This is a genomic window from Streptomyces sp. NPDC037126 (assembly GCF_055605965.1).
Genome location: NZ_JBVJTD010000007.1, coordinates 41,433 through 61,717 on the forward strand (window position 1 = coordinate 41,433; position 20,285 = coordinate 61,717).

A 20,285-nucleotide genomic window follows, 5' to 3' on the forward strand; every position below is an offset into this window, starting at 1 on the left:
GGTAGGGGGCCGGACCCCTCTCAGACCTCGCGGTCGACGACGAACCGCCCGAGCGCGAGGAGTTCGTCCCGCGCGCCGGAGTCCAGTTCGACACCGCGCAGCGCGTCCTCGGCCAGTGCCAGCCGCCGGGTCGCCTCGGACAGTGCCCAGTCCCGGCCGCCGGCGCGCTCGATCAGGGCGGCCACCCGCCGCAGTTCCTCCTCGTCGGGTTCGCCGGGGGCTGCGAGCCAGGCGGCCAGCTCTTCGCCGAGCGGGCCGTCCTGGTTCAGGGCGTGGCTCACCGGCAGGGACTTCTTGCGGGAACGCAGGTCGGAGTGGGCCGACTTGCCGGTGACGGCCGGGTCGCCCCAGATGCCGAGGACGTCGTCGACGAGCTGGAAGGCCACGCCGACCTGGTCGCCGTAGAGCGCCAGCGCGTCCACGGCCGCCTCCGGTGCCCCGGCGAGGACGGCGCCGATCGCGGCGCTCGCCGACAGCAGCGCGCCGGTCTTTCCGGCGGCCATGTCGACGCACTCCTCGACCGTGACGTGTGAGCGCTGTTCGAAGGCCAGGTCCTGGACCTGGCCGCGGATCAGGTGCCGGGTGGTGCGCGCCAGCAGCCGGGCGGCGGGCGCCGCCGTCGGCAGCCCGGTGTCCAGCAGCACCTCCTGGGCGAGCGCCAGCATCGCGTCACCGGTCAGGATGGCGCTGGAGGGACCCCACAGCTTCCACACCGTGCGCCGGTGGCGGCGTTCCTCGTCGCCGTCCATCAGGTCGTCGTGCACCAGGGAGAAGTTGTGCACGAGTTCCACGGCGACGGCGCCGGGCAGGGCGACCTCCGGCGGTGCGCCGACCGCCTCGGCCGACAGCAGCGCGAGCGCCGGGCGTACGGCCTTGCCGGCGTCGGCGCTGGTGGGCGCGCCGCCGGCGGTGATCCAGCCGAAGTGGTAGGCCGCCTGGTGACGTGTGCGGTGGTCGAGCCGGTCGACGGCGGCACGCAGCGCCGGGGTGATCGTGACCCTGCTGTGGCTGAGGCGGGCCGGGGCGGTGCTCATGCGGCGACCTCCGCGCGCCAGGGGCCGGCCGGGTCGTCGAAGATGCTCACGACCTGGCGCATGACGCGCCGTTCGGCCGGGTCGAAGGCCTGCTTGGCGTGGACGGTGCCGAGCTGGTCCCACATGACGATGTCCCCGGGCTGCCAGGTGTGGGCGTAGGTGTACTCGGGGTTGCCCGCGTGCGACAGCAGTTCGTCGAGCAGCTTGCGGCTGTCGTCGGGGGCGAGGTCCAGGATCCGCTTGGTGTTCAGGGTGCTGATGTACACCGCCTGGCGGCCGGTGCGCGGATTGCGGGCGATGAGGGGGTGGATGGTGGAGGTGCCGTCCTCGGGCAGGATCCGTGCGGCGCTGTCGCCGAGGGACACCTCGCCCTGGAGTTCCTCCTCGATGGTCTCCTCGTACCCGGTGCGCAGGGCGTGGCGGACCCGGTAGGAGTGCAGGCGCCGGCGCTCTTCGGGCGACAGCGACTCGTACAGCGCGTACATGTCGGTGAAGAGGGTCTCCCCGCCACCGGAGGAAGGCACTTCCACGGCTTCCAGGAAGCCGACCTGGGAGACGCGGGGGCGGAAGGAGTAGTCGGTGTGCCAGCTCATCCAGTCGGCGTCGCCGACGCCGATCTTGCGGCCGTCCTGCACCAGGTTGGAGACGATCAGGATCTCGTTGTGGTCGGGGTGGGCGCCGCTGGTCAGTCCGGTCTTCGGGATGTACCCGAAGCGGCGGCCGAAGGCCAGGAACTCCCCGTAGGAGGGGGGCTCGTGGCCACGGAAGACGAGGACGAGGTGCGCGTCGAGCGCCGCCCAGATCTCCTCCGACTGGGTCGTGTCCATGTCGCCGCTGACATGGGCGCCGTGCACGACGGCGCCGAGAGCGGCGTCGGGTATCGGCGATACGTCCATGGGCATGGCCGCCTTTCGCAGACGGGATGGGGGGGGTGGGGTGGTCAGCGCAGTTCGAGGCCGGCGAGGTCGCCCGCCTCACGCCAGCGCCTGAGGATGTTCACGAACTCCACCGAGCCGCCGCCGTAACTGGAGTTGAGCAGGGGCAGTCCGCTCGGGTCGCCCTCGTTGTTGTAGAGGCCGGGCGTGCAGTTCTCGAGGAAGTCGATGTCGTTGGCGGCGAGCCGGAGGATCTCCTCGACCCACTCCTTCTCGCCGGCCTCGGAGGCCTCCACGACCTGGTGGCCGCGGTCCTCGACGGACTTGACGATGTGCGCGAGGTGCCGGGTCTGCTCGCCCAGCATGTAGGCGATGTTGACGTGCCGGCCGGCCTGGATCTTGGACAGGATGAAGCAGTTGGGAAAGCCATTCACCTGGAGTCCGTGCAGGGAGTGCGCTCCGTTCGCCCACTTCTCCGACAGCCTCACCCCGCCCCGTCCGACGATGTCGTAGCCGGCGCGGTCGGTGTACGGGACGGCGAACTCGTGCTCGTAGCCGGTGGCGAAGACCAGGCAGTCGATCGGGTACTCCCGGCCGTTCGCGACCACCCCGACCGGGGTGAGCCGCTCCACGCCCCGTCCCTGGGTGTCGACCAGGGTCACGTTGGGCCGGTTGAAGGTCTGGAGGTAGCCGTCGTGGAAGCAGGGCCGCTTGCAGTACACGCGGTAGTACGGCTTGAGGGCGGCGGCGGTCGCCGGGTCGGTGACGACGCTGTCGATGCGGGCGCGCAGTTCCTCCATCTTGAGGAAGTCCGCCCGCTCGGCCGCGAGCGCCCGCTCCTTCGGGTCTCCCCCGGTGTCGCCGGTGGGCAGGATGGCGGCGGCCAGCTTGGCCGTGGTCTGGGTCCAGCGGTCCTGGACCAGGTCCTCGTCCTGCGGGACCCCGGAGGTCAGGGCATGGAAGTTCTCCATCCGCCCCTGCTGCCAGCCCGGTTCGAGGCTGTCGGCCCAGTCGGGCGGGGTGGGCCGGTTCCCGCGGACGTCGACCGCGGCCGGGGTGCGCTGGAAGACGACGAGCTGCTCGGCCCAGTCCGCGAGGTGCGGGGCCAGCTGGACGGTCGTCGAGCCGGTGCCGATGACGCCGACTCTCTTGTCCCTCAGCTTGGTCAGGCCGCCGGTGCTGTCGCCGCCGGTGTATCCGAAGTCCCACCGGCTGGCGTGGAAGGAGTGCCCGGCGAACGTCTCCAGACCCGGCAGAGCGGGGAGTTTGGGGCGGTGCATCAGACCGATCGACATGGCCACGTACCGGGCCCGGATCAGATCACCGCGGTCGGTGCTCACCAGCCAGTTCCCGGCGGCCTCGTCCCAGCGCAGCTCGGTGACGGTGGTCTGGAAGAGGGCGTCGCGGTAGAGGTCGTACTTGTAGGCGATCTTCTGGAGGTGGGCGAAGATCTCCGGCCCGGTGGCGTACTTCTCGGTGGGTGTCGTGCCGATCTCTTCGAGCAGCGGCATGTAGATGTAGCTCTCCACGTCGCACCGGACACCGGGGAAGCGGTTCCAGTACCAGGTGCCGCCGACGTCACCGGCCTCGTCGATCAGCCGGATGCGCTCCAGGCCGGTCTCCTTGCGCAGGTGGGCGCCGGTGAGCAGACCGCCGATACCGGCGCCGACGACGGCGACGTCCACCTCGTCGGTGAGCGGCTCGCGCTCCTGCCGCCCGGTGTAGGGGTCTCGCGCGTAGCGGCTGAAGTCACCGCGCGCGAACTGGTAGGTGCGACCGGAGCTGCGCTTGTCACGTTCCTGCCGGTATTTCTCCCTCACCGCTGCCAGGTCGATGGTCAGTGTTTCATCGCTGCGGTCGTCGCTCTCGGCGCGGGCCACGGTTCCTCCTCGGGGGAAGGGGGCGGAAGGGAGACATGACGCCATATGTCATCGAACTGATCGCGCAACCGCAGCGGGGCGTCGGAGTTGCTGAAGAGGTAGAAGCGGTCGGAGCCGAGGGCCTCCCATACGACTTCGGCGACGTCCTCGGCGCTCACCGTGGTGTCGCCGCCCGCGCCGCGCGGGGCCGTCAGGCCTTGGACCATGGGGGTGTCGACGCGGCCGGGGCACAGCACCGACACCCGGACCCCGGTGCCCTGCAAGTCGGCGCGCAGACTGCGGGCGACCGCCAGGTCGGCGTGCTTGGAGGCGGCATAGGCGGCGCTGCCGGCGCCGACGGCGAAGGCGGACATCGAGGCGGTGTGGATCAGATGGGCGGGCCGGCCTCGCTCCAGCAGCCGGGGGACGAAGGCACGGGCCACCAGGACGTGCGCCCAGTGGTTCACCTCGAACACCTGCCGCATCCGCTCCAGCGGCACCTCCCACAGGGGGTGCCCCACGGGGCCGAGGACGCCTGCGTTGTTGCACACTACGTCGACGTCGCCGAGCAGGTCGAACGCCGTGTCCGCGAGCCGTTCGACGGCGTCCGGGTCGGTCAGGTCGGCGGTCACAGCCGTGACCTGAGCACCCTGTGCGGTGAGTTCGGCGGCCCTGCGGTGCAGTGCGTCGCCTTCGACGTCCGCCATGACCACGCCGCCGCCGGCCCGTGCGAGGCGGGCGCTGAGGGCGAGGCCGATGCCGCTCGCCGCGCCGGTCACCACGGCTGTCCTTGTCTGTAAGTGCACTTGGCTGTCTCCGCTTCTGCGCGCGGGTGCGCCGAAGGACGGCGCGCCGTCGCCGACGAGAAGGTCTGGATCGCACCGCACCGTTCGAGGGGGCACGGGTGTCAGCTGGGGTCGGGGAGCTTCAGGCTGATCACGAGAACGGTCACCGAGAAACACCCCAACAGGGCGAGAACGAGTACGGCCGCCGGCGCCGTCGACAGCCAACCGGCCAGGGACAGATAGAGGGTTCCACCGACGGTCGCCCCCAGCGCGGTCGCCATCTGCTGGCTGGTCACCAGCACACCGCTGCCCATGCCGGCCTGCGCGGGGGGTACGTCGGCGAGGATCATTCGGAACAGGGTCGGGCCGATCAGCGCCGCGCCTACGCCGAAGCAGGCGATCCCGACGAGCACGAGCACCAGGGAGGGGTGCGGCCAGCCCAGCCGGACGACCAGCGCCAGGAGCAGCAGGCCCATGCCCTGGACGAGGGCGCCCAGGGTGACGATCCGGCCGCCCAGTGCCGCCGCGATCCTCGGGGTGAACTGGGCCACCACGAAGAACGCCACGGCGAACGGCGCCAGCACCGCGCCGGAGGTGAGCCCGTCGAAGCCGAAGTGCCCCTGTGCGATCAGCGCGTAGACGAACAGGAAGGCGCCGAAGCCCGCCGAGAACGGCACCACCGCCGCCAGCCCTCTGCGCATCCCCGGCCGGGAAAGCACCGACGGCGACAGCAGCGGGGAGCCGCCCCGTGCCTCCAGTCGGCGTTCGGCTCGCACCAGCGCCAGCGCCCCCACCGCGGCGACCGCGAGCAGCGACCACAGCCACAGCGGCCAGCCCAGGTCGGGACCCGCCACGACCACGGCCAGGACACAGACCATGCTGACACCGAACAGCACGGTGCCCACCGGGTCGAAGCCCGGCTTCGCACCGGCCCTGGTCGCGGGGACACGCCGGACGGCCAGCAGCGCGGCCGCTCCGATCGGCACATTGATCGCGAAGACCGACCGCCAGCCGATCCCGGCGACGTCCAACGAGACCAGCAGCCCGCCCAGGATCTGCCCGACGACCATGCCGAGGGCCGCGGTCGCGCCGTACATGCCGATCGCACGGGCGCGCGCCCGGCCCTCCGTGACCGCCTGGATCGTCGCCAGCACCTGGGGCACGAGCATGGCGGCGGCGGCACCTTGCAGCAGCCTGGCCGTGACGAGGAACTCGATGGTCGGGGCGAGTCCGCACAGCGCCGAGGTGACGGTGAACGCCGCGAGCCCGTAGGCGTACAGGCGCCGTCTGCCGAAGGCGTCGCCCAGCCGTCCGCCCAGCACCAGGCCGAGGGCGTAGGTGAGGCCGTAACCGGACACCACCAACTCCAGTGCGGCGGGGCCGCCGTGGAGGTCGTCACTGATCGAGGTCAGCGCCACATTGACGATGGAGGCGTCCACGATGGACAGGGCGTATCCGGTGAGCACCACCACTAGGGCGATGCCACTCAGCCCCGTGGCGGCCGGTTTCGTGACGGCCGAGGGCTCTGGTGTCGCGCCGGGCCCCTTCAGAGGGGGGATGCCCTCGCGTTGCGTCATGCGCTGCCTACCCAGGCGTTCGTGGGGGACGGTTGAGGTGGATGCGAGGTGACGAGGTCACTCGGTGGTGGTGGGGGTTCCGGTGATCTTCGACATGATTCCCTTGGAGGCGTCCTTGGCGGACTCCGTCCAGGGGGTCAGGGCGTTGAACCCGCGGTGCGAGGAGGCGGGCTGAATGCGCGTGTCCATCGACATGCGCATCCCGGCCGGGTCCACCGAGACGTTCGGGATGGACTTGTGGCACATGAAGGCGTGGAAGATGATCACGTCGCCCGGTTCCATGGGCGAGAACAGCAACTGCTCGTCCGCGCCGAGCTTCTCCACCGGGACACCGCGCACGGCGTGCCCGAAGCGGCGGAAGTTCTCGGTGACGACGTGCTCGCGCGGACCCCTCTTGTGGCTGCCGTCGGCGACGGCGACGCCGCCTGTGCCGCGGGTCGTCGGGAGCAGCGGTATCCAGGCGGTGCGGAAGTCCTTGTTCGGGCCGATGTAGAAGCCGTCCTGGTGCAGCGGCGTCAGGAAGCTCGGCTCCGCGGAGCCCGCGGCGGAGGGGTAGTAGCGGATCGTCGTCGACCTGAACACGAAGACGGGTTCGCCGAAGACCTTCTCCCAGACCTTGAGGGCCGAGGGGTGGTTCCACAGGTCGTCGTACTTGACGTACTCGTGCATGGCCACCTCGTCCACCGCTTCGAAGGACTCGATGGTGAGGGTGTCGAGGGTGGTGCCGGGGGCGGCGTGGCCGAGTGCGATCAGGCCTTCGAGCATCTGCTCGGCGGCGGCCCGCACGAGTTCACGGTCCAGGGCGCCGCGCAGATAGAGGTAGCCGTGCTCGTCGTAGAACCGGTCGAGGGCCTCGCGGTCGTCGAGAAGGGGCGTGCAGTCGACGTAGTCGCTGAAAGTGTCCGTCATGCTTCCTTGTCCTCGTGGCGTCTGTGCGTGGGGGAAGGAGCGTCAAGCATTCGGGCGGGCCGACGGCTTCGGTTTCTCAGAAGGTGACGGGGAGTTCATCGAATCCGCCGGTGATCCGGTGCTCCTGCCAGCACAGCGACTCCTCGGGTACGGCGAGCCGCAGGTCGGGCAGTCTGCGGAACAGCCGCTCGAACACCGCGGTCAGCTCGATCCGGGCCAGCACGCGGCCGATGCAGTGCCGGGTGCCGTGCCCGAACGCCATGTGCGACCTGGGCTTGTCCCGGGTCAGGTCGAGGACGTCGCTGTCGGGGAACGCCCGGTCGTCGATGTTGGCCGCGCCGATGGCCAGCATCACCGCGTCCCCGGTGCGGACCACCGTCTCGCCGACGGTGATGTCACCGTGCGCGTAGCGGGGTATCAGCGCGTTGGATCCCTTGCCGCCGACGGCCAGGCGCAGGATCTCCTCGACCGCGGCCGGCGCGAGTTCGGGTTTCTCGGCCAGCAGGGCACGCTGAGCCGGGTTGCGCAGCATCAGCAGGATGCCCATGTCGATGCGCACGATGGTGGTCTCGTAGCCGAACAGCAGTACCGCGCAACCGAGTCGGGCGATGTACTCGGTGGACAGAGTGCCGTCCTTCTCGGCGATCAACTCGGAAAGGATGTCGTCGCCCGGCTCGGTCCGCTTGCGCACGACCAGTTCCGTCAGGTAGTCGACGACCTGTTGGAAGGTGTTCACCGAGTGCCGGCTGTCGCGCTGGTCGAAGGTGCCGCGGGCCCACTGGCCGATGCGCTCCCGGTCGGCCAACGGCACGCCGAGCAGATCGCAGACCACCATGGTCGGCAGCGGAAACGACAGCGCGCGGTGCAGGTCGACCGGCGCTGTGCCGGCGGCCAACTGGCCGAGCAGCTCGTCCACATGGTGCTCGATCCGGGTTTTCATCAGACGCATCCGGCGCGTGGAGAACCGGGGCACGAGCAGCTCGCGCATCAGCGGATGCTCGGTGGCCTCGGTGCCGTAGTCGTCCCCGGCCATCAGCGCCATCATGGTGATCCTGGCCGTGTTCTTGGCCGCCCGCTCCGGCTTGGGATCGCTGAGCCCGAGTCGACGGTCGGAGAGTAACGCCTTCACCTCGTCGTAGCGGGTGACCAGCCAGGCGTCCTCACCGGCGGTCCGCACCCTGGTGATCGGCCCCTCCTGCTGCAGTGCCCGCATCTGGGGTGCGATGCCGAGTATGGAAGGGTTGTCGAACGGTAACGTCGGGAGTTCGTTCATGTGGTCCGTCCTCGGGGCGTCGTGCAGGGATTCGTCGGGCATCCGGGCACGCCGACGGACTCGGTGGTGCCGGGAGTGCTGCGCGCCGGTTCGCGGGCGCGCCGAAGCGGCGGCCGCCAAAGCGGCGACCGCCGCTTCGGCGGACGACCGTTGCTGACGTGCGGGTGGTGCAGACGCCGGGTCGGCGAGAGGCTACAGAGACGACCCGATGAGCAGTGCCAGGTCGATGAGGCGGTTCGAGTAGCCCCACTCGTTGTCGTACCAGCCGACGACCTTGACCTGCGGGCCGGACACCCGGGTGAGCCCGGCGTCGAAGACACAGGAGGCCGGGTCACCCACGATGTCGGTGCTGACCAACGGTGCGTCCATGTAGGACAGCAGGCCCTTGTACGGTCCCGAGGCCGCCGCCGCGTACGCCTCCTTCACCTCGTCCACCGTGGTGCCGCGGCGGGTGGTGACCGTGAGGTCGGTGACGGAGCCGGTGGGAACGGGCACCCGCAGGGCGAAGGCGTCCAGCCGGCCCGCGAGTTCTGGCAGGGCGAGGCCGATGGCCTTGGCCGCGCCGCTGGAGGTGGGCACGATGTTCAGGGCCGCGGCCCGGGCCCGGCGCAGGTCCTTGTGCGGGGCGTCCTGGAGGTTCTGGTCCTGCGTGTAGGCGTGGACCGTGGTCATCATGCCGGAGTCGATGCCGACGGCGTCGTGCAGCACCTTGGCCAGGACAGCGAGACAGTTGGTGGTGCAGGAGGCATTGGAGATGATGGTGTGGCGCTCGGGATCGTAGGCACCGTCGTTGACGCCCATCACCAGGGTGATGTCCTCGCCGCTGGCCGGAGCGGCGATGATGACCTTCTTCGCCCCGCCTTCGACGTGTGAGCGCGCCCTGGCGGCGTCGGTGAAGATGCCGGTGGACTCGATCACGATGTCCACTCCCAGGTCACCCCAGGGCAGGGCGCCGGGGTCGCGCTCGGCGAGGACCTTGATCGTCCGGTCGCCGACGCGGATCGCGCCCGGCTCGGCGGTGATCTCCTCGGGGAAGCGCCCGAGGATCGAGTCGTAAGCGAGCAGATGGGCCATCGTGGGCACGTCGCCCAGGTCGTTGACGGCGACGATCTCCAGTTCCGAACTCCGCGGGGCCGCCGCGCGGAAGACGTTGCGACCGATGCGCCCGAAGCCGTTGATGCCGATTCGCACAGTCATTGGTGTGTTCCTCACCTAGCGCTCTACAAATCCGATGACGCGCCGTTGCGCCGAGGTGCAATGCGGACCGAGCGCCTGGACGAGGCACCGGCACGCAATCGATCAGGAGCTTATATAAGTCTGCGATACATTTCCAGGGTGACTTCTACTCAGCGCGCCGACCACGACACCGACTTGGACGTCGGTGACCTCACCAGGGCGATCGAGAACTTCAACCGCTACTACATCCGGCTCCCCGCGGTGCAGAAGCTGTCTTTCACGACACTGTCCGTGCTGGACACACTGGCCTGCAGCGGCCCGAAGCGGCTGACCGAACTGGCCAGAACCGAGCAGATCAGCCAGCCGGGGCTCACCCAGCTGGTCACCCGGCTCGAGCGCGACGGTCTCGTGGAACGCCGCCCCGACCCGGCGGACGGACGCGCCGTCCTCATCCAGATCACCGACAGCGGCCGAAGGATCGGCCAGGTCCGGCACGAGGACCGGGGCCGTCATCTGATCCCGCTGATCGCCCAGTTGACGCCCGCCGAACGACAGGCGATCGCCGGGGCCCTGCCCGCCCTGACCCGCCTGGCGGAACTCGGGGCCGAAGCCGGACGGTAGGGTCCGTCCGTCCCTCGAACGCGCCGGCCGCGCCCATGGCCGATCGGACCGGGACTCGACACGCCGAACCGGCCGAAGGATCTTGATGGCCTGCCCTCCGGGCACCCTCCCGCCGGGGCATGGCCACTAAGATCGCTTCGGCTCGTGCACGGCCGCAGCGCGTGCCAGGGCCTTGCGCTGACGAGCGGCTCGGTAGACGGCGATGAGCGCGGTGAGTCGCGGATTGTACCCCTCGGCTTCCTGCAGGGCCGCTTCGGGCATCGGGTCGTCGAGGGCGCAGCCGAGGGCGGGGCGTCCGGTGACGTGCTCGCGCAGGGCGTCCAGGCGATCGAGGAGAGCAGCGCGGCGCGCTTGCTCGGGGTTCAACGAGCGCAGCCACGCAAGGCGTTCCGCGGTCGTCTCGGGGCGCGGCGGCAGGGCGCGGCGGATGTCGTCGGCCCGCTTGGTAAGGATGTTCCACACGGGCATGCGCAGCGTCGCGACCAGGGTGTCGGGTGCGGCTTTCACGGTGGGCGTCATGCTCACCACGGTCGCAGTGTCCACTGACAGCACCCTGCACCCCGGGCACCGGTTCAGTCGTCCGTGGTGCGCTCGATGGTGCAGTCGGATCAGCCCTGCGCCTCGGTGTCCGGGCGCCTCGGTGTCCGGGCGCCCCGGTGCCCCGGCCGGACGGCTCTCCTACCCGTATCGCGTCGCGTCACCTGTCGCAGGAGCCACACGACCGCATCCCAGATCGGATCAGTTGTCCGTTCTCGTGGGTGCCTGTGGCAAGGTGGTGAATCTCCGCCAGAGCGGGGCATCGTGCTCGACGCCGAGGAAGTTCTGGAAGTCCCAGTAGACGCCTCCTTCGAGGCGGCCGTACCCATCGCCCGGGCGGGCGGGGCTGTTGCGAGGGTCGTGCTCACTCTCCCAGTCGACGTCCTCGTACGCGGGGTCGTAGATGCTGTAGTGGGTCAGATAGGCGCGTGCATGCTCGATGTCCAGGCCCAGAGCCGGAAATTGGGCCAGCAGGAGATCGGGGCGCCCCTGACACGGAAGATCGTCGAAGAACGAGCCGATGTTGTCGATCTCCTGCTGGAACTGGTCGATCACCGTGCCATGGTGGAACAGCTCGCAGCCCCAGAAGTCGTCGTCATAGATGAAGACCAGCAGCCCGGGGCAGTCGTAGGCGCGCGAGACGTAGAGCTGGGCGCGTCGACGAAGGTCCCACTCCCAGCCCCGGGTCCATTCCAGTACTGTCCAGTCGCCGCGCCGCTCACGCAGCGCGTAGGAGTCGCGGTTGACGTCGTTGACGTCCTCCAGCTTGAGGGTGTGCTCCTCGCTGCGCCAGAACTCCTCCAGCGCGGTGTAGACCTGCTCGTGGTCGACTCCGTAGAACAGGTTGGTGCGCCGGAATGTGCCCATGCATACCCCCAAGGCATGTGGTTGGCGAACAGCGGGAGGCGCTGTCGCCCGGCAGTATCGCAGCCGCCCCGTCGAGAGCGCCCCATCATTTCGGCGGCGCGCGCTCTGCGCGCCGGATCGATGCCTCATTGCGTGGCATGCCGCACCATGGGGCGAGCACGCCCCACCCATCGTCGGCGGCGTTCGCGAGCGGGCTGCCTGCGCCTTCGTCAACGCCCGATGGGCACTTCACGACTGCGCTTCGGCTTTGCTGCGGAAGTGGTCTGCGAGAAGACGTCGGCCAACCGGAGGAGCGATGACGTCGTGGGTAAGGACGGTCAGGGGAAACTCAATCACGCCGTGGATACGCAGGGGGGTCAGTCGGCGCAGCAGGATCAAGCCGATCTTGAGCGTCCCTAGCGGAAGGTGGGTGATGCGGGCGGCCCTGCCCAGGACCTGGAAGGCTGCTCGTGCGATCTCTTCGTGAGTGAGAATGTCTGGGCCGCCGCATTCGATGCCGTGGTCGTCGGCGGTGACGGCGTCGGCGAGGATGGTCGCGACATCCTCGCCCGCGATGGGGTTGATGCGGAAGTCACCCTTGCCGAAGACGAAAGCCCGGCCTTTGCGCGCCATTCGGAGATAGTCTTCCATGTCCGAGAAATAGCCGTTCGGATACAGGATCGTGTATCTCATCCCTGAGACTTGGAGTTCCTTCTCGAAGGCACGCTTCGCCTGGACGAGTGCCAGGTTCTCCAGCCCCGGCGCGTGGACCACGGAGACGTACACGAACTTGTCGACACGCGCCCGCTGCGCCGCTCGCAGCAGGTTGAGGTTGGCCCCGTAGTCGACGTCCCAGCACGTGAGCTTGGCCGGCTTGCCCACGAGCCCGATGGTGCTGACGACCACGTCGACCCCGTCACAGCAGCCGGCCAGGGCATCGACGTCCGTTGCGTCTGCGGTGACCACCTCGTCCACCGCGTCGCGGAGCGGGCCCAGCCCGTCGGGGTTGCGCACCAGCGCGCGGATCACATGGCCGCGTTCCTTGAGGCACGGGAGGATGTGCCTCCCGAGGTAGCCTGTCGCCCCTGCTACGAGAACCTTCACGACTGCCCCTTTTCCCGGTAGTTGATGGGTGCGCTGCCGGCATCCGGAGCCTGCCTCGGCAGACGTCGTGCGATGTCCGGCTCCCAGCGACGGCAGCAATGGTCAGCGGCGGCCTGCACCCGGCGCGACGGAGGCACTTCGCCATCCCCGCTCCGCGGGAGGGCGAGTACGAAGAGGAGTTCATGCCCAACCCGTGCACGGTGTCGCCTACCCCTGTCGTGGAGGACCCGAACTGTGCCGCAGGACCTTCGGCAAACCCTGCAACCGCGCATCGAGGAACTCGAAGAGCGCTTCGGTATGGAGTACGCCCTGCTGGCATGCGCGCTGCAGGACAAGGTCGGCGGGTCTCCGGCCTGGAACCAGCGGCCCGACTGGCACGCCGGCATCGTGGTCACCGAGGTGCAGGCGACAGGATCATCATGGTCTGGGGCGCTCGCGTGCCGCAGTTCGAACCTCTGCTGGAGAAGGTCCGCTTGCCCCGCATCGGGTCGGGCCCGTCACGCGTCCGCCCCGATCCCGTGCGCGCTGACAGGACGTACACCTCCCGCTGGGAACGCGCCCGTCCCCGTCACCGCGGGATCCGCTGCACAGGCGGCTTTCCAGGGTGCGTTGGTAGCACGGCGGTTCGCTTGCGCGAGGGTGGGAGGTGGGCAGGCTGGTGGAGAGGCGGGCGGTGAAGCGGGGCCAAGTGACCAGGACGACGGGGTAGATGGCGTAGCCGACGCGGGTGGCCGGGGAGAGCAGGATCGCCAGGGTGAGGCCCAGAGCCAGTCGGTCGGCGGCCGCAGTGGTGGTGCGTGGCGGACGGACCACCAGCGATATCCCCGTGCCTACGGCGCTCAACGCGATGAGTGCCATGGTGACGGCCTTGCCGTCGGGAACCAGTGAGACGATCAGGTGCCCGAGCAGAGGGCTTTGGGCAGAAGAGGCGGTCGGGCCGAGTCCGAACGGGTAGAGGACGACGTTCTGGTAGAAGGCTCCGCTGTCCACCAGCGCCACGGGCCCGATGGCGAGCACGGCGATGGCGACGGCCACTGCCGCGCATTTGAGTGCGGCGCGTTTCCCGGCGGTGGCCGCGAACACGGCGACGATCACGGGGAGCGCCGGCCAAGCGGTCCACTTCAGCGCCGCGGCTGCCCCGATGGCCAGGCCCGCGTGAACGGCAGCGTCCCGGTGGGTGAAGGCCAGGGCCAGACAGATCAGCGCGACGACGGGCGGGTCGACACCGCCGATGGTCAGGGGCAGCGCGATGACGGGGCAGGCGGTCAGCCACAGGGCGCCCGTTCCTGCGGTGGAGCGGCGTGCGGTGCCGTCCGCCGGTCCTGTGTCGCTGGTCCGAGGCCTGGTCACGACACGTACGGCGGCGGCCAGAGCCGCGAGGAAGCCCACGAGGAACCACACGCGGGCGCTGGTGAACGGGGTGTCACCGAACAGCATGTGCGGTACTCCGAAGAGCGCCATGCCGGGAAGGTAGGGGTTGAAGTCACGCACGGCGTGAGGTGCCGCGTTGTACGGGGTTCCGGAGGAGAACAGCAGGTCGGTCGCCCGTTCCACCACGCCGACCTCCATCTGCGCCTTGCCGATCGCTGTCAGGTACAGCAGGGGCAGGACGACCGCCCCGGTGACGGCGACGACAGCGGGGGTGCGGGCCCACGGCGTGGCCGACCTCGCCGCGGCCAGGGCGGCGCCTACGTATCCCGCCGCGGCGAACAGGCCCCACGCGTGCTGCGAGGTGTCGGCGGCGGAGAGGAGTCCGACCGTGAGGGCCGATACCGCGCACACCACCAGGATCGGCAAGTCCCACCGCCGTTCGCGGCGCACCGACTTGTCTGCGGGGCAGGCCCGCGAGGCTTGTTTTCGGGCAGCTCGGAGCATCGGACATCAATCCTTGGTGAGGGCTTGATCGATCGTTGAGGGGGCCGACTCGTGGTGTGACGGGGACTCGTGGCGTGACGCGGAGCGGCCGGCGGTGGGCATGGGTCGCTCGGCCCGTGGCCACGGCACGCGGTGCGCGGCACGCGGGTTTCGTGGTTCCGCGGTTCGCGGTTCGCGGTTCGCGGTTTCGCGGTGGACCTCAGGGGGCCACGGGTCTGTAGCTGCGGGGTCCGCGGTGACGGCGCGCGGTCGTCAGGTGGCGGCGCGCCGGTTGTGGTGCGCGGCGTCGGCGCCGGGCGCGGCGTGCACAAGCGCGCGGCGTGTTCCGAGGCGCGGTGGGATCGTTCCCGCGCGAGCCGTCGCCGAAGTGAGGCCCTCGTTCCCGCGGCCCCGGCGGGGCCGCGGGTGAGGTACGGGTTCGGATCAGGTACGGGACTTGCCGCGTGACGGGGTCTTGCCCGTGCTGCGGCCCAGCAGGTGGAACGTGGCGAAGGTCAGCAGGGCGGCGATGGTCAGGGCGAGAGCGGACCCGGTGAGCTGGAGGGGCCAGTAATGGGCGAGGGGGTGGTAGTCGCGGTAGTAGCTGACGGCATCGAGCTTGTCGTACGTGGCGTGACACGGCCTCCAGTCGATGCTGCCGCAGAAGGGGTTGGGCACTCGGGTCCCGTTGGAGGTGAGGACACCCTCGTCCACGGTCATTCCCGAGCCTGCCGGGCCGTCGAGCTTCAGGCTGCTGACCCGGGTCACACTCGGCCACAGGTGCGGCAGGGCCAGCTGTACGAGGCCGCACACACCGGCTGTGGTGAGGACGGCAGTGATCAGGGCGGGCAGGGAGCGTCGCCAGGCCAGGCCGGCCATGGCGCCGGAGGCCAGACCCACGAGGGCCAGGGCGACGGTGAGAGGACCGCCCGCGTAGAAGGTCGGCAGGTCGAACCAGGTCTTGGCGGTGTCGACGCGGCCGTGGCCGGCGGACCACGCGAGGTGGTGCAGTGCGACCAGCAGGCTGGTTCCGGTGGCGGTCAGGGCGGCCGGGACGGCGAGCCTCGTGGCCAGCCAGCGGGTCGGGGAGACCGACTGCGCCCAGATCAGCTGTGCGGTGCCCGTCTCCAGTTCCCTGCTGATCAGCGTGGCACCGGCCCAGGCGGCGACGAGGAAGGGGATGGCGAGGACTGCGGTCGTGACGTACTGGTAGACGTCCTTGTAGTCCAGGATCGCGGGCTGGTCGTAGACGCAGATCGGCCGCATGGCGCAGGCGTCGTAGTGCTTCCATGCCGCGGCGGCGGCATCGGTGAGCGGGCCCCCCAGCCACAGCAGTGCGGCCGAGATCGTGACCACAAGGCCCGTCCAGACGCTCAGCGCGGGGCGGTGCAGGCGCAGCAGCCACCGGGACTGGCGGAGCATGGAGGGTACGGCGGACGTGGTGGGGGTACGCCGGGTGGCCGCGGGGGTCGTGGCGGCGGGGACGGTCATGCGGTCGTCTCCTGGGACAGGGCGGGAGTGGATATGGGATCGAGGGTCAGTGCGGGGGCCGCCGGGCTGCGCAGGTAGGCGAGAACCAGTGCTTCCAGAGACGGTTCCGTGCGCTGCCAGGTGTCGGACAGCGGGCCGGCGGGGCGCACGAGGGCGGTGAGCTGGCGGCCGGTGGTGCGGGACTCCACCACGGTGTGCGGGCCCAGGTCACGGGCGGCGCCGGTGGCGTCGTGCGTGGGGCCGGTGATCAGGGTGTGGGCGGCGAGCAGGTCGTCGATGTCGCCGGCCAGGCGGACCCGGCCGCTGCCGATCAGCAGCAGGTGGTCGCAGGAGTCCTCCAGTTCTGCGATCACGTGGGAGGACATGACGATCGTGGTGCCGTGCTGGGCTGCAGTGGACATGAGGGTGCCCATCAGCTCGTGGCGGCCCAGCGGGTCGAGATCGGCCATCGGCTCGTCCAGCAGCAGCAGTTCGGGCCGCTTGGCCAGGGCGAGGGCGAGCGCGACGCGGGTGCGCTGGCCGCCGGAGAGCGAGCGGACCCGGGCCGCGGGGTCCAGGTCGCCACCCGCCACGACCCGCTGCGCGGTTGCCGGGTCCCAGCGGCCGGGGTTGAGGTCGGCACCCATGCGGAGGGTCTCGGCGACAGTGAGCTGCGGATACAGCGGCTTGTCCTGGGTGACGAAGCCGATGCGAGGCCGCACGTGAGCCGGATGGTCACCGAGTACCGTGAGCGAGCCGTCACTTGGGCCGATCACGCCCGCCGCCAGGGCGAGCAGCGTCGACTTGCCCGCGCCGTTGGGCCCCGCGAGCGCGCAGACGCGTCCGGCGGGCAGCCGGAAGGTGCACTCGCGCAGGGCCCAACTCCCGTGCCGTGAGAAGGACTTGCCCAGCCCCCTCGCCTCGATGGCGATGTTCGTCACTGCTGTTCCTTTCCCGTGGGCTCGAAGTGCTCGTCCAGCACCAGAGCGAAGAGCGCCGCCACGTCGTCGCGCTCCAGGCCGGCCTCGCGGGCGCGCGTCGCCCACTCGGCCAGTTCGCCCCTGAGTGGAGAGTCGCCCGGTGCGGCGCCGAGCGACTTGCGTACGAAGGTGCCGAGTCCCCGGCGGGCCTCGACCAGCCCCTCCCGTTCCAGTTCCCGGTAGGCCTTGAGCACCGTGTTCGGGTTGACCGCCGTGGCCTCCACGACCTCCCGTGCGGCGGGCAGCTTGTCACCGGGCTGCAGCATGCCCAGCCGCAGAGCCTGTTTGGTCTGCTGGACGATCTGCACGTAGGTGGCGACCCCGCTGCGCCGGTCGATCCGGTATTCGATCATCCCGGCAAACACCCTTTCACTAATTGAGTAGTGAATAGTGGATCAGGGCCGCTGCGGCTGTCAAGCGAACCCATCGGTGGGCGCATCCGTCGGGTGCGGCTACCTGCGGATCCGCCTGCGGGACTCCGACGGACCCTTCGCCGCCGGGCGCGTCGGAATCCGGCCATGCTCCCCCGGGGAACGCGGGCCGCTGCGCCGTCGGCGCCCGTCACTTCGCCGACTGTCGTGGCAGGCCGTTATTGTGCCGTTTCATGACCGATGACTTGCGGGGACACATACCGCCCCCCGCCCGCCAAGGGAGTGGCGACGCACGTCCGTTGCCCGGGCGCGAGACGGAGATCCAGCTGCTGCGGGAGGCCTTGGCCGGACTGCGGGACGGGGCAGGGCGGGCAGTGGCACTCGTCGGGGAGCCGGGCATCGGCAAGAGTGCTCTCATGTGGGCCGTGGCGGCCGAGGCGCGTGCCGTCGGCATACCGGTACGCGCGGCGCGTAGACGGGCCGAGGGCGCACACACCGGGGCCGGCTCCCCGCACCTGCAGGACCTCGGTGATCTCGCGGCCGAGGCGGCCGAGGGCGGCCCGCTGCTGGCCGTGGTGGAGGACTTCCATCTCCTCGCGGCGGACCAGCTCCCGAGCATGGAACGACTGCTTCAGGCGACCTCTACGGGACAGGTCCTGTGTCTCGTGGCGTGCCGGCCGCGACAGCTCTCACCCAGGTACGCGGAGATGATCTCCTGGGCGGCCTCCGTGGGCCTTCTGGAGGTGCACGACGTAGGACCGTTGTCCCGCGATCAGGCCATGGAACTGCTCGGTGACCATCCGCACGCCGACGAGATCCACGAGGAGGCACAGGGCAATCCGCAGTACCTCAAGGTGCTCGCGGCCCGGGGCCGTACCGGCTCCGAGGCCGTCACCGCCCTTCTCGGGGAGCTGGCCGGTCTCGATCCCGAGGCCCTCTCGGTCCTCCAGGCCGCGGCCGTCCTCGACGAACCGTTCCATCTGGAGCTGGTGGCCGCCGTCGCCGGGCAGGAGGCGTCCGCCGCCAGGCATGTGCTGGACACGCTGACGCGGCTCGACCTCGTCCGGCCCGCCGTACCCGCGCCGCGACTCGAACTGCGCCACCGGGCCGTGCGCGACGTCGTCTACGAGTGGCTCGAACCCAGCCGGCGCACCGAGCTGCACCGGCGGGCCGACGCCGCGCTGGCCGAGCAGGCCGCGCCCCTATCGAGACGTGCCCGTCATGTCGCCCGTGCCGCGGACCCCGGCCGTCCCGAGGACCTGACGATCCTGATCGCCGCCGCACGCAGCACCCTGTACACCTCCCCCGCCGTCGCCGCCGACTACCTGCGGGCGGCGCTGCCCCTGCTGCGCGAGGGCCAGGACCACTGGCACGAGACACAGGTGCTCCTCGCCCGCGCCCGTCTGCTGACCGGAGACGCGTCCGAAGGCCGCGAACTGCTCGACGCCCTGCGGTCGGCCATGCCCGGCCGCCCCGGCGAGGTCGCCGCGCTGGTCGACTCCAGCCGGATCGAGCGGCGTTTCGGGCGGTACACGGAGGCAGGCGCCCTCGCCCGATCGGGGCTCGCGGCGCTGGCCGACAAGGACGCCGCGATCGCGGCCGCCCTGCACACCGAGATGGCCGACCACACCTACGACCTTCAGCAGTACGAGGCGTCCCGGCAGCACGCCGATACAGCGGCGGCCATCGCCGAGCGGCACCACGACCACGTCGGCCAGGCCCGGGCACTGGCGCAGGCCGCACTCGGCTACCTGTTCACCGGCGACCTGACCACGGCGCAGGCGCGGGCTTCGACCGCCGCCGAACTCATCGACGCCGGCGCCGACTCCTCCCTGCTGACCAATCTCGACGCCTCGGTGCAGGTCGGGTTGACGGAGGGCATGCTGGGGCGGCTGATGGACGCCGACCGGCACCTGACGCGTGCGGCGGTCCTGTCCCGGCGAACCGGACAGACCTACATCGAACCGCAGATCCTCACGGTGCTCGCCAACGCCCAGCTGCGTTCGGGAAACCTCGACGGCACGCTGGCCACCCTCGAGCGGATCACCCTGCGCAGGGAAGGGGACTTCAATCCGTCGGAGGAGGCAGTCGGCGCCATGGTGCGGGCCGAGGCCCTCTTCTGGCGGGACGGTCCCGGCGACCTGGAGGAGGCCGAGGCGTCGGCCGCGCGCACCCTCGCCGTCGCCGGTGACACGCCGACCGCGTGGGCGGTCACCGTCCGCTGCTTCCACGCCGAACTCGTTCTGCGCACCGGTGACCCGGCGCGGGCCCGGTGGCTGCTGCTGGACGCCGCGGGCGGCCCCGAGCTGCCCAGGCTCACCGCCTGGCGCAAGCCCCGCTGGTGCGACACCCTGGCGCAGGCGTCTCTCGCCGTGGGCGACCGTGAGTCGGTCGAGCACTGGGCCCGGCTCGCCGAGCGGTGCGTCGAGGAACTCCCCTCCCCCGGCCGGACGGGTTTCGCCCTGCGCGCCCGGATGAGGGCCCACGCCGCGCGGGGGCAGACCGCAGCGGCGCTACAGAAGGCGGCGGAGGCGGTCTCCGACTTCTCCCTCAGCGGTGAACGCATCGAGGCCTGCGGCACCCTGCTGGCTTCGGCCGAGCTGTCCCTGGACGCGGGACGAACCCACGGCGTGGCCGAATGGCTCGACGGTGCGGCCGTCCTCGCCGACCAGTGCGGCTCCGGCCGCCTGGCGGGCGAGGTCGGCGAGCGGCGGACCCGGCTGGCCGGCCACGCCGGGAGGACCGACACACTGCCGTCACTGACCGCACGCGAACGCGAGATCGCCGGCCTTGCCAGCACCGGCATGACCAACGTCGGAATCGCCACGACCCTCTTTCTCAGCGTCCGGACCGTGGAGACCCATCTGCGGCAGGTCTACCGCAAGCTCGGCGTCTCCAACCGTGCCGCCCTCACCCGCAGGATCATGGACAGCACCCCGTCCGAAGCGCCGCGGACGAATGCCGACTGACGGGCGCGACCGGCGGGTTACGGTGCCGGTGCGCCCTCTGCCGGG

Annotated in this window: 17 protein-coding genes; 2 read left to right on the plus strand and 15 right to left on the minus strand. The window is 70.5% G+C overall.

What is annotated here, in order from left to right:
* Positions 1-20 precede the first annotated feature (20 nt).
* The 8 genes from ACZ7FF_RS17730 to gap all read right to left on the minus strand — a co-directional run bounded on the left by ACZ7FF_RS17730 (position 21) and on the right by gap (position 9,509).
* Positions 21-1,034, minus strand: a complete 1,014-nt coding sequence (locus ACZ7FF_RS17730) for a polyprenyl synthetase family protein (protein WP_470813128.1) — start codon at positions 1,032-1,034, stop codon at positions 21-23.
* Positions 1,031-1,930, minus strand: a complete 900-nt coding sequence (ptlD, locus tag ACZ7FF_RS17735) for a neopentalenolactone/pentalenolactone F synthase (RefSeq protein WP_470813129.1) — start codon at positions 1,928-1,930, stop codon at positions 1,031-1,033. Before ptlD ends, ACZ7FF_RS17730 begins: the two co-directional genes overlap by 4 nt.
* Positions 1,931-1,974: 44 nt before the next feature.
* Positions 1,975-3,729 carry a neopentalenolactone/pentalenolactone D synthase gene (ptlE, locus tag ACZ7FF_RS17740; protein WP_470813390.1) on the minus strand — a complete coding sequence of 585 codons (1,755 nt, stop codon included), beginning with the start codon at positions 3,727-3,729 and terminating at the stop codon, positions 1,975-1,977.
* A gap of 17 nt (positions 3,730-3,746) precedes the next feature.
* Entirely contained in the window at positions 3,747-4,547 is an 801-nt protein-coding gene (ptlF, locus tag ACZ7FF_RS17745; protein ID WP_470813130.1) for a 1-deoxy-11-beta-hydroxypentalenate dehydrogenase, read from the minus strand.
* Positions 4,548-4,675: 128 nt separating this feature from the next.
* A complete protein-coding gene (locus ACZ7FF_RS17750) occupies positions 4,676-6,130 on the minus strand; it encodes an MFS transporter (protein WP_470813131.1) in 1,455 nt (484 codons plus the stop codon).
* Between the two features lie 57 nt (positions 6,131-6,187).
* Complete coding sequence (gene ptlH / locus ACZ7FF_RS17755; protein ID WP_470813132.1) at positions 6,188-7,039, minus strand: 1-deoxypentalenic acid 11-beta-hydroxylase; 852 nt, start codon at positions 7,037-7,039, stop codon at positions 6,188-6,190.
* 76 nt (positions 7,040-7,115) lie between these two features.
* Positions 7,116-8,354 carry a pentalenolactone synthase gene (gene penM, locus ACZ7FF_RS17760; protein WP_470813133.1) on the minus strand — a complete coding sequence of 413 codons (1,239 nt, stop codon included), beginning with the start codon at positions 8,352-8,354 and terminating at the stop codon, positions 7,116-7,118.
* A 150-nt stretch (positions 8,355-8,504) separates the two neighbouring features.
* Positions 8,505-9,509, minus strand: a complete 1,005-nt coding sequence (gap, locus tag ACZ7FF_RS17765; protein ID WP_470813134.1) for a type I glyceraldehyde-3-phosphate dehydrogenase — start codon at positions 9,507-9,509, stop codon at positions 8,505-8,507.
* Positions 9,510-9,647: 138 nt separating this feature from the next.
* On the opposite strand from gap, the gene ACZ7FF_RS17770 reads away from it, so the two are divergent.
* On the plus strand, positions 9,648-10,109 hold the full coding sequence (locus tag ACZ7FF_RS17770; RefSeq protein WP_470813135.1) for a MarR family winged helix-turn-helix transcriptional regulator: 462 nt from the start codon (positions 9,648-9,650) through the stop codon (positions 10,107-10,109).
* A gap of 126 nt (positions 10,110-10,235) precedes the next feature.
* Here the strand turns inward: ACZ7FF_RS17770 and ACZ7FF_RS17775 are convergent, their stop codons facing one another.
* From ACZ7FF_RS17775 to ACZ7FF_RS17805, 7 genes are all read right to left on the minus strand, one after another.
* Positions 10,236-10,652 (minus strand): hypothetical protein, encoded by a 417-nt coding sequence (locus ACZ7FF_RS17775; RefSeq protein WP_470813136.1) that lies wholly within the window; start codon positions 10,650-10,652, stop codon positions 10,236-10,238.
* A gap of 195 nt (positions 10,653-10,847) precedes the next feature.
* Positions 10,848-11,513, minus strand: a complete 666-nt coding sequence (locus ACZ7FF_RS17780) for a hypothetical protein (protein WP_470813137.1) — start codon at positions 11,511-11,513, stop codon at positions 10,848-10,850.
* Between the two features lie 228 nt (positions 11,514-11,741).
* Positions 11,742-12,596: an SDR family oxidoreductase gene (locus ACZ7FF_RS17785; RefSeq protein ID WP_470813138.1), complete on the minus strand. Its 855-nt coding sequence runs from the start codon at positions 12,594-12,596 to the stop codon at positions 11,742-11,744.
* A 417-nt stretch (positions 12,597-13,013) separates the two neighbouring features.
* The gene (locus ACZ7FF_RS17790; RefSeq protein WP_470813139.1) at positions 13,014-14,393 is read right to left on the minus strand and encodes a glycosyltransferase 87 family protein; all 1,380 of its coding nucleotides are present in this window, start codon (positions 14,391-14,393) and stop codon (positions 13,014-13,016) included.
* 501 nt (positions 14,394-14,894) lie between these two features.
* The gene (locus ACZ7FF_RS17795) at positions 14,895-15,941 is read right to left on the minus strand and encodes an ABC transporter permease (protein WP_470813140.1); all 1,047 of its coding nucleotides are present in this window, start codon (positions 15,939-15,941) and stop codon (positions 14,895-14,897) included.
* A complete protein-coding gene (locus ACZ7FF_RS17800) occupies positions 15,938-16,861 on the minus strand; it encodes an ABC transporter ATP-binding protein (RefSeq protein WP_470813141.1) in 924 nt (307 codons plus the stop codon). Before ACZ7FF_RS17800 ends, ACZ7FF_RS17795 begins: the two co-directional genes overlap by 4 nt.
* Positions 16,858-17,253, minus strand: a complete 396-nt coding sequence (locus ACZ7FF_RS17805) for a GntR family transcriptional regulator (protein ID WP_470813142.1) — start codon at positions 17,251-17,253, stop codon at positions 16,858-16,860. The genes ACZ7FF_RS17800 and ACZ7FF_RS17805 overlap by 4 nt, the downstream gene beginning before the upstream one ends.
* A 317-nt stretch (positions 17,254-17,570) precedes the next feature.
* Here ACZ7FF_RS17805 and ACZ7FF_RS17810 point away from each other — a divergent pair, with 317 nt between their 5' ends.
* On the plus strand, positions 17,571-20,240 hold the full coding sequence (locus tag ACZ7FF_RS17810; RefSeq protein WP_470813143.1) for a helix-turn-helix transcriptional regulator: 2,670 nt from the start codon (positions 17,571-17,573) through the stop codon (positions 20,238-20,240).
* The last annotated feature ends 45 nt before the right edge of the window (positions 20,241-20,285 follow it).

Coding starts and splice junctions, on each gene's coding strand:
- ACZ7FF_RS17730 (WP_470813128.1), bottom strand. CDS start 1,034: ATGAGCACCGCCCCGGCCCGCCTCAGCCACAGCAGGGTCACGATCACC.
- ptlD (WP_470813129.1), bottom strand. CDS start 1,930: ATGGACGTATCGCCGATACCCGACGCCGCTCTCGGCGCCGTCGTGCAC.
- ACZ7FF_RS17750 (WP_470813131.1), bottom strand. CDS start 6,130: ATGACGCAACGCGAGGGCATCCCCCCTCTGAAGGGGCCCGGCGCGACA.
- ptlH (WP_470813132.1), bottom strand. CDS start 7,039: ATGACGGACACTTTCAGCGACTACGTCGACTGCACGCCCCTTCTCGAC.
- penM (WP_470813133.1), bottom strand. CDS start 8,354: ATGCCCGACGAATCCCTGCACGACGCCCCGAGGACGGACCACATGAAC.
- gap (WP_470813134.1), bottom strand. CDS start 9,509: ATGACTGTGCGAATCGGCATCAACGGCTTCGGGCGCATCGGTCGCAAC.
- ACZ7FF_RS17780 (WP_470813137.1), bottom strand. CDS start 11,513: ATGGGCACATTCCGGCGCACCAACCTGTTCTACGGAGTCGACCACGAG.
- ACZ7FF_RS17795 (WP_470813140.1), bottom strand. CDS start 15,941: ATGACCGTCCCCGCCGCCACGACCCCCGCGGCCACCCGGCGTACCCCC.
- ACZ7FF_RS17805 (WP_470813142.1), bottom strand. CDS start 17,253: ATGATCGAATACCGGATCGACCGGCGCAGCGGGGTCGCCACCTACGTG.